We start from the raw sequence: 14,770 nt of genomic DNA, 5'->3' as shown, positions 1-14,770 counted from the left end.
GGCCAGCGCCGCCTGCGGGTTGATGGCACGCCTGGTGCTTTGGGCGGCTTGCTGCTGCGTAGGCGTGCGGTTCGGGTGGGTTGGTCCCGTCACAAGCCGTACCAGGAGGTGGCGAGAGCTGTGGCACGACTCGTGACGGGACCAACCCACCGGAACCGCACGTGAAAGCTTGCTCGGCTTCGGCTTCGCGTGCCTCGCCTTCGGCCTCGGGCTTATTTCACCCTGCGGCGGTATGCCAGGGTGGCTGCTACTGCTCCCGCCAGGGCGCCTGCGCCCAGGACTGACGGGACGCCGATCTTTGCTGCTTTTCTGCCCGTCCTGAAGTCTCGGATTTCCCAGCCTTTTCTGCGGGAGATTTCTCGCAGTTGTGAGTCCGGGTTCACCGCTACTGCTGTGCCCACCACTGAGAGCATCGGGACGTCGTTCGACGAGTCCGAGTAGGCCGTGCAGCGCCGCAGGTCCAGGCCCTCCTTGGCAGCCAGGGAGCGGACTGCCTGGGCCTTGGCCTTGCCGTGGAGGAGGTCGCCCACCAGGCGGCCGGTGTAGACGCCGTCTTCTGATTCGGAGACCGTGCCCAGGGCGCCGGTCAGGCCGAGGCGCCTGGCGATGATTTGGGCGAGCTCTACGGGAGTGGCGGTCACCAGCCAGACTCGTTGGCCTGCGTCCAGGTGCATTTGGGCCAGGGCTTGGGTGCCCTTCCAGATGCGGTCGGCCATCAGCTCGTCGTAGATCTCCTCGCCCAGGGAGACGAGTTCGGCGACGCTGCGGCCCGCTACGAAGGAGAGGGCCTGTTCGCGGGAGGCCTTGACGGATTCCGGGTCTTCTCGGCCGCCTACTCGGAACTTCAGCTGCTGCCAGACGAAGCCTGCGAGGTCGCTGGACGAGAAGTACTTGCGGGCTGCCAGGCCTCGGGCGAAGTGGAAGATCGAGGCGCCCATCATCATCGTGTTGTCCACGTCGAAGAAGGCTGCGGCGGTCAGGTCTGGGGGGACCGACAGCGACGCTTCGAGCTCTGGCGCCATTGCGGCAGCTTGGATCGCCGCCTCTGCCGATGCCTCGCCGGCTAGTTCGGCCAGCCGGTCGCTCTCCACGTCACGCTTGCCTGCCATGTCACAAGCCTAGCGATCAGGTCCGTGAGGACGGGGTCGACTCAGCCGAAGCTGATTCCCGGGAGCAGCGGGAGGCTGATGCTCGGGAGCGGCAGGGGGAGCGGGATGGTGATTTCCGGCTTGCCCGACGGCTGGGGGGCTTGGGTGCCCGAGGTCGGGTTCTTCGGGGCCGACGGGTTCGGGAGCAGGGACACGCTCGGCTCGGTTGACGGCTTCGGGGCGCCTGACTGGGCCGGTTGGCCGGGCTGCGTCGGTTGGGGCGGGGTGGGGGTGCGGTTCGAGGAGGAGTTCGGGTCCGTGGTGGCTGCCGCGCACTCGCCCTTGGCCGGGAGGGGGCCGAGGGTGTCGCTGTTGCCGCTGGTCACGGTGGTGCAGTTGGTGCGGGCTGACAGGTCGTGGGCTCGTTGGGCGATGCTCGCGAGGAGCCACATCGTCGTGTCGGCGTGGGCGCCTGCGTCTGCTGGCAGGCGGGGGCGCAGGGTGCCCAGCTTCACGTACTGGGCCAGGGCCCAGTCGCGGAGGGCCGGGAGGGCCGTCTTGTCGGACGTCGTCGCGTAGGCGGTCAGTTGGCGTGAGCCTTCGGCTGCGTCCGTGTCCAGGTCGTTCAGGGCTGTGAGTTGAGCCGCTGACGTCGAGTCGCGGTCTGCCAGGGTTTCCATCTCCGTGACCCTGGAGGCGGCGAACTCGAGGTGCTTGAGGGCTCGGGACTCGTCGTCGAAGGTCAGGCCGAGGGAGGCGTTCTCGGTGGTGCGCTTGATGCCGTAGAGCGGGTCTCCCGGGAGCGCGTCACGGCTGAGCAGCACACTCATGCCTCCGAGCGACATCAGCAGGCAGAGGACCGCGGCTGCCGCGACTGCCAACCGTGCGCGCGCTCCCACGCGTCTTACCGACGAGAGCGCCAGGGGCTTCTCGGGTGGAGGTGCGGTGAGGACGCGCTGTTTCATGCGCTCGCGGGTCTCGGCGTCGGGGCCCACGTCCATGCGCCGGAGGAGCTCGACTATCGCGAGGTCCTCCGCGAAGTCGTCGCCGCCCACCGGTTGAGGGCCGCCTTCAACGGCACGGGCGAATCGCTCGTGCTCCGTCTGCCGCCACCGCGGTGTTCTTCCCTTGCCGTCCATCTCAGCCCGAGTAACGAAGTTGATCTGCTTTGGGTTACGCGTCTGCGATCGCGATCACCGCAACCACGACGGGAGGATCTGTGCGAGCCGCCTCACGGCCCGGTGTTGCAGGGCCTTCACGGCGCCCTCGTTGCGGTCCATCAGCTCCGCCACCTCGGACACCGACTTGCCTTCGATGAACCTCAGCCGGATGCACTCCTGCTGGTCGTCACCCAACTGGGAAACGCACCGGAGCAGCTCCGCGTTGGTCGCCTCGGTCATGACCTCCTGCTCAGGGCCGCTCGTCTCCTCGCGGTTGTCCTGGAGCTCGGCCGTCGTGACCTCGAGCCGGTACCGGCTGGACTTCACGTGGTCGAACACGATGTTGCGGGCGATCGTCACGAACCACGCACCCACGTCCCGGCCCTGGTAGCTGACCGAGCCGATGCTCCGCAGCGCGCGCAGGAACGTCTCGCTCGTCACGTCCTCCGCGAACGCGCGGTCGCCACCCACCCGGAAGAGGACATAACGGAACACCATGTCGACGTACTGGTCGTAGAGCACGCCGAACGCGTCGGTGTCACCCTCCTGGGCGGCCTTGACGAGCTGCCACGGCTCGTCGCCGGTGTTGTCGTGCTGACCTCCCGTCATGCCCCGGGTGGTCCTGATCGTGGTCGGTCGTGCCCTTGCAGTCATCGGCTGGCGGCACCTCCACAGAGTCGCCGTGGCGGCAGCATACGTGTGGTTACTCCGTAGTAGGTAGTGGACGGGTCGCGATGTGGAGACGTACCAACCGCGGCTTCATGACGCTCGTCACGCGTGGAAGACTGCTCGAAGCGTCCAGTTGTTCATGAGGAGGCCATGTTGACTTCCGCTCGCAATGTCTCAGATCTGGTCCGTGCTTCGGCACAGCGGGGACCCAGCCACGTCGCGTTGGTCGACGTGACGAGCGGAAAGAGCCTCACGTGGGAAACCATCGACGGCGCGGTCGACGCTTTCGCCCGCCGTTTGGCCGATTCCGGTCTCGAACCTGGCGACCGAGTGGCGGTGCGGCTGCCAACCAGTCCCGAGTTCGTGGTCGCTGTGTTCGGAATTCTCCGCGCGGGCGGTGTGGTGGTGCCCACCGGCCCCGGCAACCCGCCGCGTGAGCTCCAGCGCATCCTCGCCGACTCCGGCGCCGGCCTGCTGATCGGTGACGGTGAGGGCTCCGACGCCCAGGTCCTGGACGTTCCGGACGTCACGGCCACCGCCGAGCCGTTCGAGGCCGTCCGCGGCGGCGAGGACCTCGCGGTGCTCGGCTACACCTCCGGCACGTCCGGGGTGCCGCGCGGCGCGATGCTGTCCCACCGCGCGCTGCTCGCGAACGTCGCCCAGTGCGCCTCGTTGCGGCCGGCACCGGTGACGGCGGGCGACCGGGTGCTGCTCGCGCTGCCGTTGTTCCACGTATACGGCCTCGGCCCCGGCCTGCTGCAGGTCGCGGGCGCGGGCGCCACGGCGATCCTGCTGGAGCGCTTCGAGGCCGCGAACGCGCTGGACGTCATCGAGGAGCACCGCGTCACGACGATGGTCGGCGTGCCGCCCATGTACCGGGCGCTGCTCGCGAACCCGGTCGAGGTGCTGCGCGAGAAGCTCGCCACCGTCCGCCTGTTCACCTCCGGCGCCGCGCCGCTGCCCGGCGGGGTCATCGCGGAGATGCGGGGCGCGATCGGCATCCCGATCTACGAGGGCTACGGCCTCACCGAGACCGGCCCCGTGCTGACGTCCACGCTGGTCGGCGGCGTGCCCAAGCCCGGTTCGGTCGGGCAGGCGCTGCCGGGCGTCGAGATCCGCCTGGTCGACACGGACGGCTCGGTGCTCGACATCGACGAGGACGAGCCCGGCACCGGGCTGGTCTCCGCGAAGGGCGACAACCTCTTCAGCGGCTACTGGCCCGACGGCGCCCACGGCCCGGACTCCTCCGGCTGGTTCCGCACGGGCGACGTCGGCTTCATCGACGCCGACGGCGACCTGCACCTGGTGGACCGCGCGGGCGACCTGATCATCGTGAACGGGTTCAACGTCTACCCGCACGAGGTCGAGCAGGTCCTCTGCGAGATGCCCGAGGTGCTGGAGGCCGCGGCCGTCGGCGTGCCGGACGAGAAGACCGGCGAGTCGGTGAAGGTCGTCCTCGTGCTGCGCGACGGGCAGCAGCTGACCTCGGAGGAGGTCGTGGCCCACTGCGCCGCGCGGCTGGCCAAGTTCAAGGTGCCGACGTCGGTGGAGTTCGCCCCGGCCCTGCCGCACTCGCCGACCGGCAAGCTGGCGCGCGCCGTGCTGCGCAAGCCGCTGGGAGCATGACGGGCATGAGCCACCACGTGACGTTGATGAGCCGGGTCTCGTGCCACGCCTGCGAGGAGGCGGCCGTGGAGATCGAGCGGATCTGCGCGGACCTCGGCGCCACCTGGTCCGTCGAGGACGTCGACAGCGACCCGGAGCTGCGCGCCGAGTACGGCGACCGGGTGCCGGTGTTCCTCGTCGACGGGGCCGAGCACGGGTACTGGAAGGTGGAGGAGGACCGCCTGCGGGCGGCGCTCTCCGCGTAGCTGTTTCAAAGTACGCGGGGAGCTTTCGTACTCCAGGAAGGTACGAAGGGTCCCCGTGTGCCGTCAGGCTCGGGCGGCGCTCTCCGCGTAGCTGCCGAGTGCACGCGGGGAGCTTTCGTTCACCATGTGCGCACGAAAGGGCCCCGCGTGCGGTGAGTCTCGGGCGGCGCAGGTGCTTACCGGGCCCTTACGGCCCGAGCGAACCAGGGCCGTGCGGGTGTCGAATGAGAGGCATGAAGCCCGCCAAGGCCGCGCTCACCGGACTGCTCGCGATCGTCGCCGCCCTCGCGGCGGGGCACCTGGTGGCGGCGTTCGTGGGGCTGAGCGCCTCGCCGTACCTCGCGGTGGGCAACGCCGCGATCGACCTCACGCCGTCGTGGCTGAAGGACTTCGCGGTCACCGCGTTCGGCACGTACGACAAGGCCGTGCTGCTCACCGGCATGGCGCTGGTCCTCGCGGGCATCGGGATCGCGGCCGGTCTGGCCAGCAGGAACAGCCCCACACCGGGGTCGGTGGTGGCGGTCGTGCTGGGGCTCGTGGGCATCGCCGCTGTCCTGACCAGGCCGGACGTCGGCCAGCTCGCCCTCCTCGCACCCGTCGCCAGCATCGCCGCCGGCCTCTGGGTCTTCCGCCGCCTGCACCAGCAGACCGAGGAGGACGGCTCCCGGCGCGACTTCCTGGTCACGGCCGGGCTGGCGGTCGCGGCGGGCGTCGGGGGTCAGCTGCTGGGCAACCGGACCGACGTCGAGGGCTCGCGCCGGGCCATCGGCGACCTCACGCCGAAGACGAAGGCGCCCGAGGTCCCGGTCGGCGCGGACTTCGTCAAGGACGGGACGCCGAGCTTCATCACCAGCGGCGACGACTTCTACCGGATCGACACCGCGCTGAGCGTGCCGCGCATCCGGGCCGAGGAGTGGGCGCTGCGGGTCCACGGGATGGTCGAGCGGCCGATGGTGCTCACGTTCGAGGAGATCCGGAACCGGGACCTCGTGGAGGAGACCATCACGCTGACCTGCGTCTCCAACGAGGTCGGCGGGCCGTACATCTCGAACGCCAACTTCGTCGGCATCAGGATCGGCGACGTGCTGCGGGAGGCCGGCGTGAAGGCGGGCGCCGACCAGCTGTTCAGCACCAGCGACGACGGGTTCACGGCCGGCAGCCCGCTCGACCACGTCCTCGAACGCGGGCTGATCGCCATCGGCATGAACGGTCAGCCGCTGCCCGCCGAGCACGGGTTCCCCGCACGGCTCGTGGTGCCGGGTCTGTACGGCTACGTCTCCGCGACGAAGTGGGTCACCGACCTCAACGTCACCACGTTCGCGAAGGAGCAGGGCTACTGGATCCCGCGGGGCTGGGCCGCGCGGGCGCCGATCAAGACGATGTCGCGGATCGACCGGCCCAGACGCATGGGCAAGGTCCAGGGCAGGACCGTCGTGGCGGGAACCGCGTGGGCGCAGCCCAAGGGCGTGGCCAAGGTCGAGGTCAGGGCCGACGGAGGGCCGTGGCAGGAGGCCCAGCTCGGGGCCGACGTCAGCGACAGCACCTGGCGGATGTGGCGGATCGAGATGGACCTGCGGCCGGGCAGTCACACGGTCGAGTGCCGGGCCACCGACAAGTCCGGCTACACCCAGGACCAGGCGCGCCTGGACCCGGTTCCCGACGGTGCGACGGGCTGGCACTCGGTCACCTTCACCGTCGAGTAGCGCCTCACCCCGTAGTGATCATGAACTGACGAAGCGCTGGTCACGCCCTGTGACCAGCGCCGTGACCCGGTTCGGCCGACTTTGTGCATGCGTTCACAAGCGGTACGGTGTGGGTATCACCAACGCCGCGGGGTCTCTGCGGTGAAGCACACCCGGAGGTCGGAGAGCGTGGCATCACAGCGGGGCGAAGGTGAGACGACCGCCACCCCTCTGGAGCCTGCCGACAGGGAGCGCGCCCGTGCGATCCCCGAGGCGGCGGTGGCCAGGCTCGCCGTGTACCTCCGCGTGCTGTCCGGCATGGCCGACCAGGGCGTGACCGCGGTCTCGAGCGAGGAGCTCAGCCAGGCCGCGGGCGTCAACGCGGCGAAGCTCCGCAAGGACCTGAGCTACATCGGCTCGTACGGCACGAGGGGCGTCGGGTACGACGTCGAGGTCCTCGTGAGCCACATCGAGCGCATCCTCGGCCTCACCCGCAACCACTCCGTGGCCGTCGTGGGCATCGGTAACCTTGGTCACGCTCTGGCCAACTACGGCGGCTTCCCCGGCCGCGGCTTCCCGGTCACCGCCCTCTTCGACGTGGACGCCGATCTCATCGGAGTGCCTGTTGGGGGCATACCTGTCAACCACATCGACGAGATCACCGCGGTCTGCCTCGAACGCGAGGTGTCGATCGGCGTCATCGCGACGCCGCCGCCGGCGGCTCAGTCGGTTTGCGACCGTTTGGTATCTGCGGGCGTCCAGTGCATTCTGAACTTCGCACCGGTTGTCCTTCAGGTTCCAGACAACGTCGAGGTGCGCAAGGTTGACTTGGCGGTCGAGATGCAGATCCTGTCGTTCCACGTTGCTCGACGTGCGGACGAGGCTGCCAGCGTCTCGAACGGCAACAACGGACTCGGTGTGGACGGGATGGTGATTCGCCCGTGAGCGTGAGCCAGACGGCTCCGGCAGACGTGGTGAGTGCATGAGTGTGCTCGTAGTCGGTCTGTCGCACCGCACCGCCCCAGTCCCGGTCCTGGAACGCGTCACCGTGGCCGAGCCGAACCTGCCCAAGGTCCTCGGCCAGCTGCTCGCCGCCCCCAGCGTCTCCGAGGCGATGGTCCTGTCGACCTGCAACAGGGTCGAGGTCTACGCCGTCGTCGAGTCGTTCCACGGCGGCATGTCCGAGGTCGTCGAGGTCCTCGCGCAGCACGCCCAGGTCGACCCGCAGTCGCTCTACGAGCACTTTTACGTGCATTACGCCGCCGCTGCCGTGGAGCACCTGTTCTCCGTCGCGGCGGGCCTCGACTCGATGGTCGTCGGCGAGTCCCAGATCCTCGGCCAGCTGCGCGGTGCGTACGCGGCGGCGGACGAGGCGGGCACCGTCGGCAGGACCGTCCACGAGCTCACCCAGAACGCGTTGCGCGTCGGCAAGCGCGTGCACGCCGAGACCGGCATCGACCACGCGGGCGCGTCGGTCGTGTCCGAGGCGCTCGGTGACGCGGAGGCCCAGCTCGGCACGCTCGTCGGCAAGCGGGCGCTGCTCGTCGGCGCCGGTGCGATGGGCGGGTTGGCCGCCGCGCACCTGCGCAGGGCGGGCGTCGGCGAGGTCGTCATCGCGAACCGGACGCAGGCCAACGGTGTGCGTCTCGCCACGTCGCTGAAGGCGGAAGGCGTCCCCGCGACGGCTGTCGACCTCACCGCGCTGGGTGCCGAAATCGATCTCGCGGACATCGTCTTCGCGTGCACCGGGTCGGTCGACACGGTCGTGCGCGCGGACATGATCAGCAAGCGTTCGCGTCCGCTGGTGATGTGCGACCTGGGCCTGCCCAAGGACGTCGACCCGGCCGCGGCGGAACTGCCGAACGTTCGTGTGGTGGACCTGGAAACGCTGCAGCGGCGTCTCTCGGACGCGCCCTCCGGCCAGGACGCGCGGCTCGCCGCGCAGCTGGTCGCCGACGAGGTGAAGGCGTACCTCGCAGGCCAGCGCTCCGCCGAGGTCACGCCGACCGTCACGGCCCTGCGCAAGCGCGCGGCCGAGGTGGTCGACGCCGAGCTCCTCCGTCTTGATTCGCGACTTCCCGAACTGGACGCCGCGACACGCGGTGAATTGGCCAAGACGGTGCGCCGCGTTGTAGACAAGCTCCTGCACACGCCGACCGTCCGGGTGAAGGAGCTCGCCTCCGCACCTGGTGGTACCGGCTACGCGGAGGCTCTCCGCGAACTGTTCGGGCTCGACCCCCAGACGCCTGGGGTTGTCAGTCAGACCAAGCAAGCTCCTGTGGATGGTGAAACGCGGTGACCCGCACCCTACGGATCGGTACCCGTGGCAGCGCGCTGGCGCTCGCCCAGACGGGGACCGTGGCCGAGGCGCTCAAGGCGGCCGGAGCTCAGGTCGAGATCGTCGTCATCAAGACGCCGGGTGACCTGTCCGACGCCCCGATCGCGCAGATCGGCATCGGCGTCTTCACGTCCGCGCTGCGCGACGCGCTCGCGAACGGTGAGATCGACGTCGCCGTCCACTCCTACAAGGACCTCCCGACGGCGCCGGACTCGCGTCTGGTGCTCGCGGCTGTGCCCCAGCGCGAGGACCCGCGCGACGCGCTCGTGGCGCGCGACGGTCTCACGCTCGGCGAGCTGCTGCCGGGGTCCACTGTGGGCACCGGATCTCCCCGCCGCGCGGCCCAGCTGGAGGCCTTGGGTCTCGGGCTGAACATCGTTCCGTTGCGCGGCAACGTGGACACGCGCATCGGCAAGGTCCGCAGTGGAGAGCTCGACGCCGTCGTGCTGGCCCGTGCCGGCATCGCGCGCCTCGGTCGCGCTGACGAGATCACCGAGACGCTGGAGCCCATCCAGATGCTTCCCGCGCCCGCACAGGGCGCGTTGGCAGTCGAGTGCCGGGTCGACGACGTCGACGCCGAGCACCTGATCCAGTCCACTCTGGACGATTCGGCCAGCCGGGCCGCTGTGACCGCGGAGCGCGCCATGCTGGCCGCGCTCGAGGCGGGCTGCAGCGCGCCGGTCGGCGCGCTGGCCGATGTGGTGGAAGACCTCGACGACGAGGGCAAGGTCGTGTACCGGCTTTCCCTGCGCGGGGTCGCTGCGACGCCGGAGAACGATCTCCTCCGGGCGTCCGCCACCGGTGACTTGACCGAAGCTGAGGGACTCGGCCGGGCGCTGGCCGCCGAGTTGCTCGACCTCGGGGCCGCGGTTCTCAGCGGCCCAGAGGCGTAATCGATGGGGAGTGCCCTGATGACCCGCGCACGCAAGACCCCCGGACGCATCGCCTTCGTGGGCTCCGGCCCCGGCGACACCGGGCTGCTCACGGTCCGGGCCCACGACTTGCTCACCAGGGCTGAACTCGTGGTGACCGACCCGGACGTCCCGTCGGACGTCCTCGCGACCGTGGCCGAGGGAGTCGAGGTCCGCCCCGCTGTCGGTGAGTCCGCCGACGTGGCCAAGGACCTGGTGAACGAGGCGAAGAACGGTGCGACCGTCGTCCGTCTCGTCGCCGGTGACCCGCTGACGCTCGACTCGGTCGTGAAGGAAGCGCAGGCCGTCGCGAAGTCGACGATCCCGTTCGACGTCGTTCCCGGCGTGCCCTCGGGCACCGCGGTCCCCGCCTACGCGGGTGTCGCGCTCGGCGGCGTGCACACCGAGGTCGACGTGCGCGCCGTGACGGACTGGGCGGGCCTCGCCGCCTCGCCCGGCACGCTCGTGCTGCACGCGACCGGTTCGCACCTGGCAGAGGCCGCGTCGAACCTGGTCGAGAACGGCCTCGCGCCGCAGACCCCGGTCGCCGTGACCGCCGAGGGCACCGGCTTCCAGCAGCGCACCATCGACACGACGCTGGCCTCCGTGGCCGCGGACGCCGGTGAGCTGAACGGCCCGCTGGTCGTCACGGTCGGTGCCGCCGCCGCCGCTCGCTCGAAGCTCTCCTGGTGGGAGTCGCGGGCGCTGTACGGCTGGCGCGTGCTGGTCCCGCGGACCAAGGAGCAGGCCGGCGCGATGAGCGAGCGTCTGCACTCGCACGGCGCGATCGCCGTCGAGGTGCCGACGATCTCGGTCGAGCCGCCGCGCAGCCCCGCGCAGATGGAGCGTTCGGTCAAGGGCCTGGTCGACGGCCGCTACCAGTGGGTCGTCTTCACCTCGACCAACGCCGTCCGCGCGGTGTGGGAGAAGTTCCGCGAGTTCGGTCTGGACGCCCGTGCGTTCTCCGGCGTGAAGATCGCCTGCGTCGGCGAGGCCACGGCCGCGAAGGTGCGCTCGTTCGGCATCATCCCCGAGCTCGTGCCGTCCGGTGAGCAGTCGTCCGAGGGTCTCCTCAACGACTTCCCGCCCTACGACGACATCCTGGACCCGGTCGACCGCGTGCTGCTGCCGCGGGCCGACATCGCCACCGAGACGCTGGCCGCCGGCCTTCGTGAGCGTGGCTGGGAGATCGACGACGTGACGGCGTACCGCACCGTGCGTGCGGCCCCGCCGCCCGCCGACACCCGCGAGATGATCAAGTCCGGTGGCTTCGACGCGGTGTGCTTCACCTCGTCGTCGACCGTGCGGAACCTGGTCGGCATCGCGGGCAAGCCGCACGCCCGCACGCTCGTCGCGTGCATCGGCCCGCAGACCGCCGAGACGGCGCGGGAGTTCGGCCTCCGGGTCGACGTGCAGCCGGAGGAGGCGAACGTGCCCGCGCTGGTCGACGCGCTGGCCGCCCACGCCGCCCGGTTGCGCGCCGAGGGAGCGCTGCCTCCTCCGCGCAAGACCAAGCGTCTGCGCCGCAGCTAGAATCAAACTGAAGCCGTCGGGGCCACTCAAGAAGTTTTTGGGTGGCCCCTTCGACTCTCTCCGTCAGGGAGTCAGACGATGTACCCACTTCACCGGCCGAGGCGACTGCGCACGACGCCCGCCATGCGCCGCCTGGTCTCCGAGACCGAGGTGCGCCCGAGGCAGCTCGTGCTGCCGATGTTCGTCAAGGAAGGCCTGAACGCGCCCGCCGAGATCGCGAGCATGCCCGGCGTTCTCCAGCACACGCGTGACTCGTTGCGGAAGGCCGCGGTCGAGGCCGTGCAGGCGGGCGTCGGCGGCATCATGCTGTTCGGCGTCCCCGCCGAGCGCGACGCCGTCGGTTCCGCCGGCACCGACCCGGACGGCATCCTCAACGCCGCGCTGGGCGACCTGCGGGCGGAGCTCGGCGACAGCACCGTGCTGATGTCGGACTGCTGCCTCGACGAGTTCACCGACCACGGCCACTGCGGCGTGCTCGCCGCCGATGGCACCGTGGACAACGACGCGACCCTCGAGGCCTACGGCGAGCTGGCGGTGGCCCAGGCCCGCGCCGGCGCCCACGTCGTCGGCCCGAGCGGCATGATGGACGGCCAGATCGCCTTCATCCGCAACGCCCTGGACGTCGCGGGCTTCACCGACACCGGCATCCTCGCCTACGCGGTCAAGTACGCCTCGGCGTTCTACGGCCCGTTCCGCGAGGCCGTGGAGTCGCAGCTCGCCGGCGACCGCAAGACCTACCAGCAGGACCCCGCGAACGCCCGCGAGGCGATGCGCGAGGTGCAGCTGGACCTCGCCGAGGGCGCGGACATGGTCATGGTCAAGCCGGCGCTGCTGTACCTGGACGTGCTGCGTTCCGTCGCCGAGGTGTCGGACGTTCCCGTTGCGGCGTACCAGATCTCCGGTGAGTACGCGATGATCGAGGCCGCCGCCCGCAACGGCTGGATCGACCGCGAGCGCTCGATCCTCGAGTCGCTCACCTCGATCCGGCGTGCCGGCGCGGACATCGTCCTCACGTACTGGGCCGTGGAAGCGGCGCGGTGGCTCGACCGCTGACCCCGGTACCGAAGCTGATCGACGTCTCGCGCTGGCTGTGGATCACCAGCGCGAGCATCGGCATGGTGCGGTTCGTCGCACAGCTCTTCGACCGCGAGACGCTCGTGGCCGAGGCGCGCAGGCAGAACCCGGAGCTCGGCCAGGACCAGATCGACGCCGGCGTGAACGGCGGCGTCATGTTCGGCCTGCTGATCGCCGTCGCGTTCCTGGTCGCGTACACGCGGCTGGCGAACACGATGGCGCGCGGCCGCAACTGGGCCCGGATCGTGCTGACGGTGCTGGGTGCCGCGTCCGTCGCGTTCGGACTGTTCCGGCTCGTGGCGTTCTTCAGCGGGCTGGCCGCGCAGCTCGGGGTCGAGATGCGTCCGGTCGACCTGGGGGTCGCGTTCGTGACGACGGTGCTGGAGGCGGCGGCGATCGTGCTGATGTACCGGGTGTCCGGGCACTTCGGGAGGCGCGGCGTGGCCGGGGCGCCGTCGAACGCCTCCACGTCGTCGTGGACTTAGTGTCGTTCGCGATCTCCGCACCGGCCGTCCGCGCACTTCAGGACGCGCGTCACGGTGGACAGCGCCTTCCCGCCGTCCTAAGTTCGCGACCGTGACGTCTCCGAAGGAATCGGGCACCACCCCCGGCACCATCACCGCGGGCTACTGGCTCGTGGTCGCCGGTGCGGCCCTCTGGGTGCTCGCCGCGGTCTACCAGCTCTCCAACAAGCAGGCCCTGGTCGACGCGGTCAAGAGCAGGACCACCGACCCCGCGCTGACCCCGGAGATGATCGAGTCCTCGGCGACGGTGACGCTCGTCGTCGTGCTGGTGGTCTCCGTCGTGCTGGCCGCGCTCGCCGTGTGGTTCGCCGTCAAGGTCAAGGCGGGCACCAAGAAGAGCCGCACCGGCCTGATGATCACGGTGCTGCTCAACCTGTTCTTCCAGATGATCGGCAACGGGTACGCGATCACCCCGGCGCTCATCGCCATGGCGGGTCTCGTGCTCTTCTACTTCCGGCAGTCGACCGAGTACCTGAGCGAACGCGAGCAGCTGACGTGAAGGAGACGCCCAGGACGGTCCGCATCGCGGTCGGTCTCTGGCTCGCGATCGCCGTCTTCGTCCTGTTCACGACCGCGGGACTGTGGTTCCAGCGCGGTCAGGTGCAGGAGCTCACCAAGTGGTCGTCCGGGCAGGTCACGGGTTTCCTGCTGACGCTGACCGCGATCGCGGTGCTCTTCGCCGCGGCCTACGCCTGGCTGACCCGGACGTTCCTGCGCCACAAGAACTGGGCGCGGATCGCGTTGTCGGTCGTCGCGGTCGTGCACATGATCTGGATCCTGTTCCTCGGGGTCAGCGCGGCGAACCTGGTCACACTGCTGCTCATCTGTGCCGCAATCGTGTTCACGTGGCAGCGCGCTGCGGCACAGTGGGTGGCGGAGGTGCGTGAGCCGTGACCGATCCGCAGAACCCCGACCACGTGCAGTGGCAGAACCCGGCGGGGCACTACCCGGCGCCGCCCGCGGAGACTCCCGGGCACTACCAGGTGAGTCACGTCGGCCAGGCGAGCTTCTCGATGGCACCGCTCGCGCCCGTGCTGCCGCAGGAGCTGGCGCCGTCGCGGCCCGCCACGATCACCGCCGCGATGTGGATCTGGATCGCGGGTGCGGTGCTGTCCGTCGCGGTGCTGCCGGTGATGTTGCTCGGCAACACCGAGTACTTCCTCAACCAGGGCAACGCGTCCGTCTCCGAGCAGGAGCGTCAGGTCGGCGAGTTCGGCGTGCGGGCCATGGCGCTGATGTTCGGCTTCGCCATGCTCGTGGCCGCCTCGCCGTACATCGCGTTCGCGGTCGTGCTGCGCAACGGGCACAACTGGGCGCGGATCCTGCTCACGGTGCTCGGCGCACTCGGGTTCATGTCGATGATCGCGATCATGTTCATCGCGCTGGGTGCGCAGGTGTGGCAGGCGAGCGTGGCCATCTGCATCGTCGTGATGGGGCTGACCGTTGCCGCGGTGGTGCTGCAGTTCCTGCCCGCCTCGAACAAGTTCGTGCGGTAGTGCTGTACCGGGAGTCCGGCAGCAGCTGGTGGCCGCTTCTGTGGGGACCCGCGTTCGCCGTCGCCGGGTACCTGGTCGAGCTCATCACCGGGCCCGCGTCCGTCGGGCTGTGGACGATCGTGGGGCTCGGGCTCACGCTCGGCGCGGTGCTGTGGGTGTACGGGCGGGTGAAGACCGGCAGCGTCACGTTGACGGCCGAGGAAGCCCAGTTCGGGCGGGAGAAGCTGCCGGTCGCGATGATCGAGGCCTGCCGCGACGTCGGTGCGCCGACCGGTGCGCGGGTGCTCGGCGGTGGCTGGTCGGTGCCCAAGGGGACGACGGCGGTGCCGTTGCGGTTGCTCGACGGCACGGTGGTGCTGGGATGGGCACGCGATCCGGAAGCCTTGCTCGCGGGTCTGCGCAGGGTCGTGAGAGGGTGAGCGAC

Annotated in this window: 16 protein-coding genes; 13 read left to right on the top strand and 3 right to left on the bottom strand. The window is 70.0% G+C overall.

Features of this window, described 5'->3' with window-relative positions; translation table 11 throughout:
• Positions 1 to 212: 212 nt before the first annotated feature.
• The 3 genes from AOM45_RS47845 to AOM45_RS47835 form a co-directional block, all read right to left on the bottom strand.
• Entirely contained in the window at positions 213 to 1,109 is an 897-nt protein-coding gene (locus tag AOM45_RS47845; protein ID WP_030473878.1) for an HAD family hydrolase, read from the bottom strand.
• A gap of 41 nt (positions 1,110 to 1,150) precedes the next feature.
• Complete coding sequence (locus tag AOM45_RS47840) at positions 1,151 to 2,143, bottom strand: DUF5667 domain-containing protein (protein ID WP_051784798.1); 993 nt, start codon at positions 2,141 to 2,143, stop codon at positions 1,151 to 1,153.
• A 138-nt stretch (positions 2,144 to 2,281) separates the two neighbouring features.
• The gene (locus AOM45_RS47835) at positions 2,282 to 2,857 is read right to left on the bottom strand and encodes a sigma-70 family RNA polymerase sigma factor (protein WP_236704103.1); all 576 of its coding nucleotides are present in this window, start codon (positions 2,855 to 2,857) and stop codon (positions 2,282 to 2,284) included.
• A gap of 210 nt (positions 2,858 to 3,067) precedes the next feature.
• Here AOM45_RS47835 and AOM45_RS47830 point away from each other — a divergent pair, with 210 nt between their 5' ends.
• The 13 genes from AOM45_RS47830 (at position 3,068) to mce1N (ending at position 14,765) form a co-directional block, all read left to right on the top strand.
• Positions 3,068 to 4,543: an AMP-binding protein gene (locus tag AOM45_RS47830; protein WP_030473875.1), complete on the top strand. Its 1,476-nt coding sequence runs from the start codon at positions 3,068 to 3,070 to the stop codon at positions 4,541 to 4,543.
• Between the two features lie 5 nt (positions 4,544 to 4,548).
• Complete coding sequence (locus AOM45_RS47825; protein WP_030473874.1) at positions 4,549 to 4,788, top strand: glutaredoxin family protein; 240 nt, start codon at positions 4,549 to 4,551, stop codon at positions 4,786 to 4,788.
• Between the two features lie 233 nt (positions 4,789 to 5,021).
• Positions 5,022 to 6,491 carry a molybdopterin-dependent oxidoreductase gene (locus AOM45_RS47820; RefSeq protein ID WP_030473873.1) on the top strand — a complete coding sequence of 490 codons (1,470 nt, stop codon included), beginning with the start codon at positions 5,022 to 5,024 and terminating at the stop codon, positions 6,489 to 6,491.
• A gap of 168 nt (positions 6,492 to 6,659) precedes the next feature.
• The gene (locus AOM45_RS47815) at positions 6,660 to 7,415 is read left to right on the top strand and encodes a redox-sensing transcriptional repressor Rex (protein ID WP_030473872.1); all 756 of its coding nucleotides are present in this window, start codon (positions 6,660 to 6,662) and stop codon (positions 7,413 to 7,415) included.
• Positions 7,416 to 7,452: 37 nt separating this feature from the next.
• Positions 7,453 to 8,769 (top strand): glutamyl-tRNA reductase, encoded by a 1,317-nt coding sequence (locus AOM45_RS47810; RefSeq protein WP_035913974.1) that lies wholly within the window; start codon positions 7,453 to 7,455, stop codon positions 8,767 to 8,769.
• Complete coding sequence (hemC, locus tag AOM45_RS47805) at positions 8,766 to 9,701, top strand: hydroxymethylbilane synthase (protein ID WP_030473870.1); 936 nt, start codon at positions 8,766 to 8,768, stop codon at positions 9,699 to 9,701. The genes AOM45_RS47810 and hemC overlap by 4 nt, the downstream gene beginning before the upstream one ends.
• A gap of 18 nt (positions 9,702 to 9,719) precedes the next feature.
• Complete coding sequence (locus tag AOM45_RS47800; protein WP_030473869.1) at positions 9,720 to 11,252, top strand: bifunctional uroporphyrinogen-III C-methyltransferase/uroporphyrinogen-III synthase; 1,533 nt, start codon at positions 9,720 to 9,722, stop codon at positions 11,250 to 11,252.
• Positions 11,253 to 11,330: 78 nt separating this feature from the next.
• Positions 11,331 to 12,305 carry a porphobilinogen synthase gene (hemB, locus tag AOM45_RS47795; RefSeq protein WP_030473868.1) on the top strand — a complete coding sequence of 325 codons (975 nt, stop codon included), beginning with the start codon at positions 11,331 to 11,333 and terminating at the stop codon, positions 12,303 to 12,305.
• The gene (locus tag AOM45_RS47790) at positions 12,290 to 12,811 is read left to right on the top strand and encodes a hypothetical protein (RefSeq protein WP_051784797.1); all 522 of its coding nucleotides are present in this window, start codon (positions 12,290 to 12,292) and stop codon (positions 12,809 to 12,811) included. The genes hemB and AOM45_RS47790 overlap by 16 nt, the downstream gene beginning before the upstream one ends.
• Positions 12,812 to 12,902: 91 nt before the next feature.
• The gene (locus AOM45_RS47785; RefSeq protein WP_051784796.1) at positions 12,903 to 13,349 is read left to right on the top strand and encodes a hypothetical protein; all 447 of its coding nucleotides are present in this window, start codon (positions 12,903 to 12,905) and stop codon (positions 13,347 to 13,349) included.
• Positions 13,346 to 13,744, top strand: a complete 399-nt coding sequence (locus AOM45_RS47780) for a hypothetical protein (protein WP_030473865.1) — start codon at positions 13,346 to 13,348, stop codon at positions 13,742 to 13,744. The genes AOM45_RS47785 and AOM45_RS47780 overlap by 4 nt, the downstream gene beginning before the upstream one ends.
• Positions 13,741 to 14,346, top strand: a complete 606-nt coding sequence (locus tag AOM45_RS47775; protein WP_030473864.1) for a hypothetical protein — start codon at positions 13,741 to 13,743, stop codon at positions 14,344 to 14,346. The genes AOM45_RS47780 and AOM45_RS47775 overlap by 4 nt, the downstream gene beginning before the upstream one ends.
• Positions 14,346 to 14,765 carry a transport-regulating membrane protein Mce1N gene (gene mce1N, locus AOM45_RS47770; RefSeq protein WP_030473863.1) on the top strand — a complete coding sequence of 140 codons (420 nt, stop codon included), beginning with the start codon at positions 14,346 to 14,348 and terminating at the stop codon, positions 14,763 to 14,765. Before AOM45_RS47775 ends, mce1N begins: the two co-directional genes overlap by 1 nt.
• Positions 14,766 to 14,770 lie beyond the last annotated feature (5 nt).

This window comes from Lentzea aerocolonigenes, assembly GCF_000974445.1.
Taxonomy (GTDB): Bacteria; Actinomycetota; Actinomycetes; order Mycobacteriales; family Pseudonocardiaceae; genus Lentzea; species Lentzea aerocolonigenes.
This window is presented reverse-complemented; position numbering and strand designations above follow the sequence as displayed.

Coding starts and splice junctions, on each gene's coding strand:
- AOM45_RS47845 (WP_030473878.1), bottom strand. CDS start 1,109: ATGGCAGGCAAGCGTGACGTGGAGAGCGACCGGCTGGCCGAACTAGCC.
- AOM45_RS47835 (WP_236704103.1), bottom strand. CDS start 2,857: ATGACGGGAGGTCAGCACGACAACACCGGCGACGAGCCGTGGCAGCTC.
- AOM45_RS47830 (WP_030473875.1), top strand. CDS start 3,068: ATGTTGACTTCCGCTCGCAATGTCTCAGATCTGGTCCGTGCTTCGGCA.
- AOM45_RS47825 (WP_030473874.1), top strand. CDS start 4,549: ATGAGCCACCACGTGACGTTGATGAGCCGGGTCTCGTGCCACGCCTGC.
- AOM45_RS47820 (WP_030473873.1), top strand. CDS start 5,022: ATGAAGCCCGCCAAGGCCGCGCTCACCGGACTGCTCGCGATCGTCGCC.
- AOM45_RS47810 (WP_035913974.1), top strand. CDS start 7,453: ATGAGTGTGCTCGTAGTCGGTCTGTCGCACCGCACCGCCCCAGTCCCG.
- AOM45_RS47800 (WP_030473869.1), top strand. CDS start 9,720: ATGACCCGCGCACGCAAGACCCCCGGACGCATCGCCTTCGTGGGCTCC.
- hemB (WP_030473868.1), top strand. CDS start 11,331: ATGTACCCACTTCACCGGCCGAGGCGACTGCGCACGACGCCCGCCATG.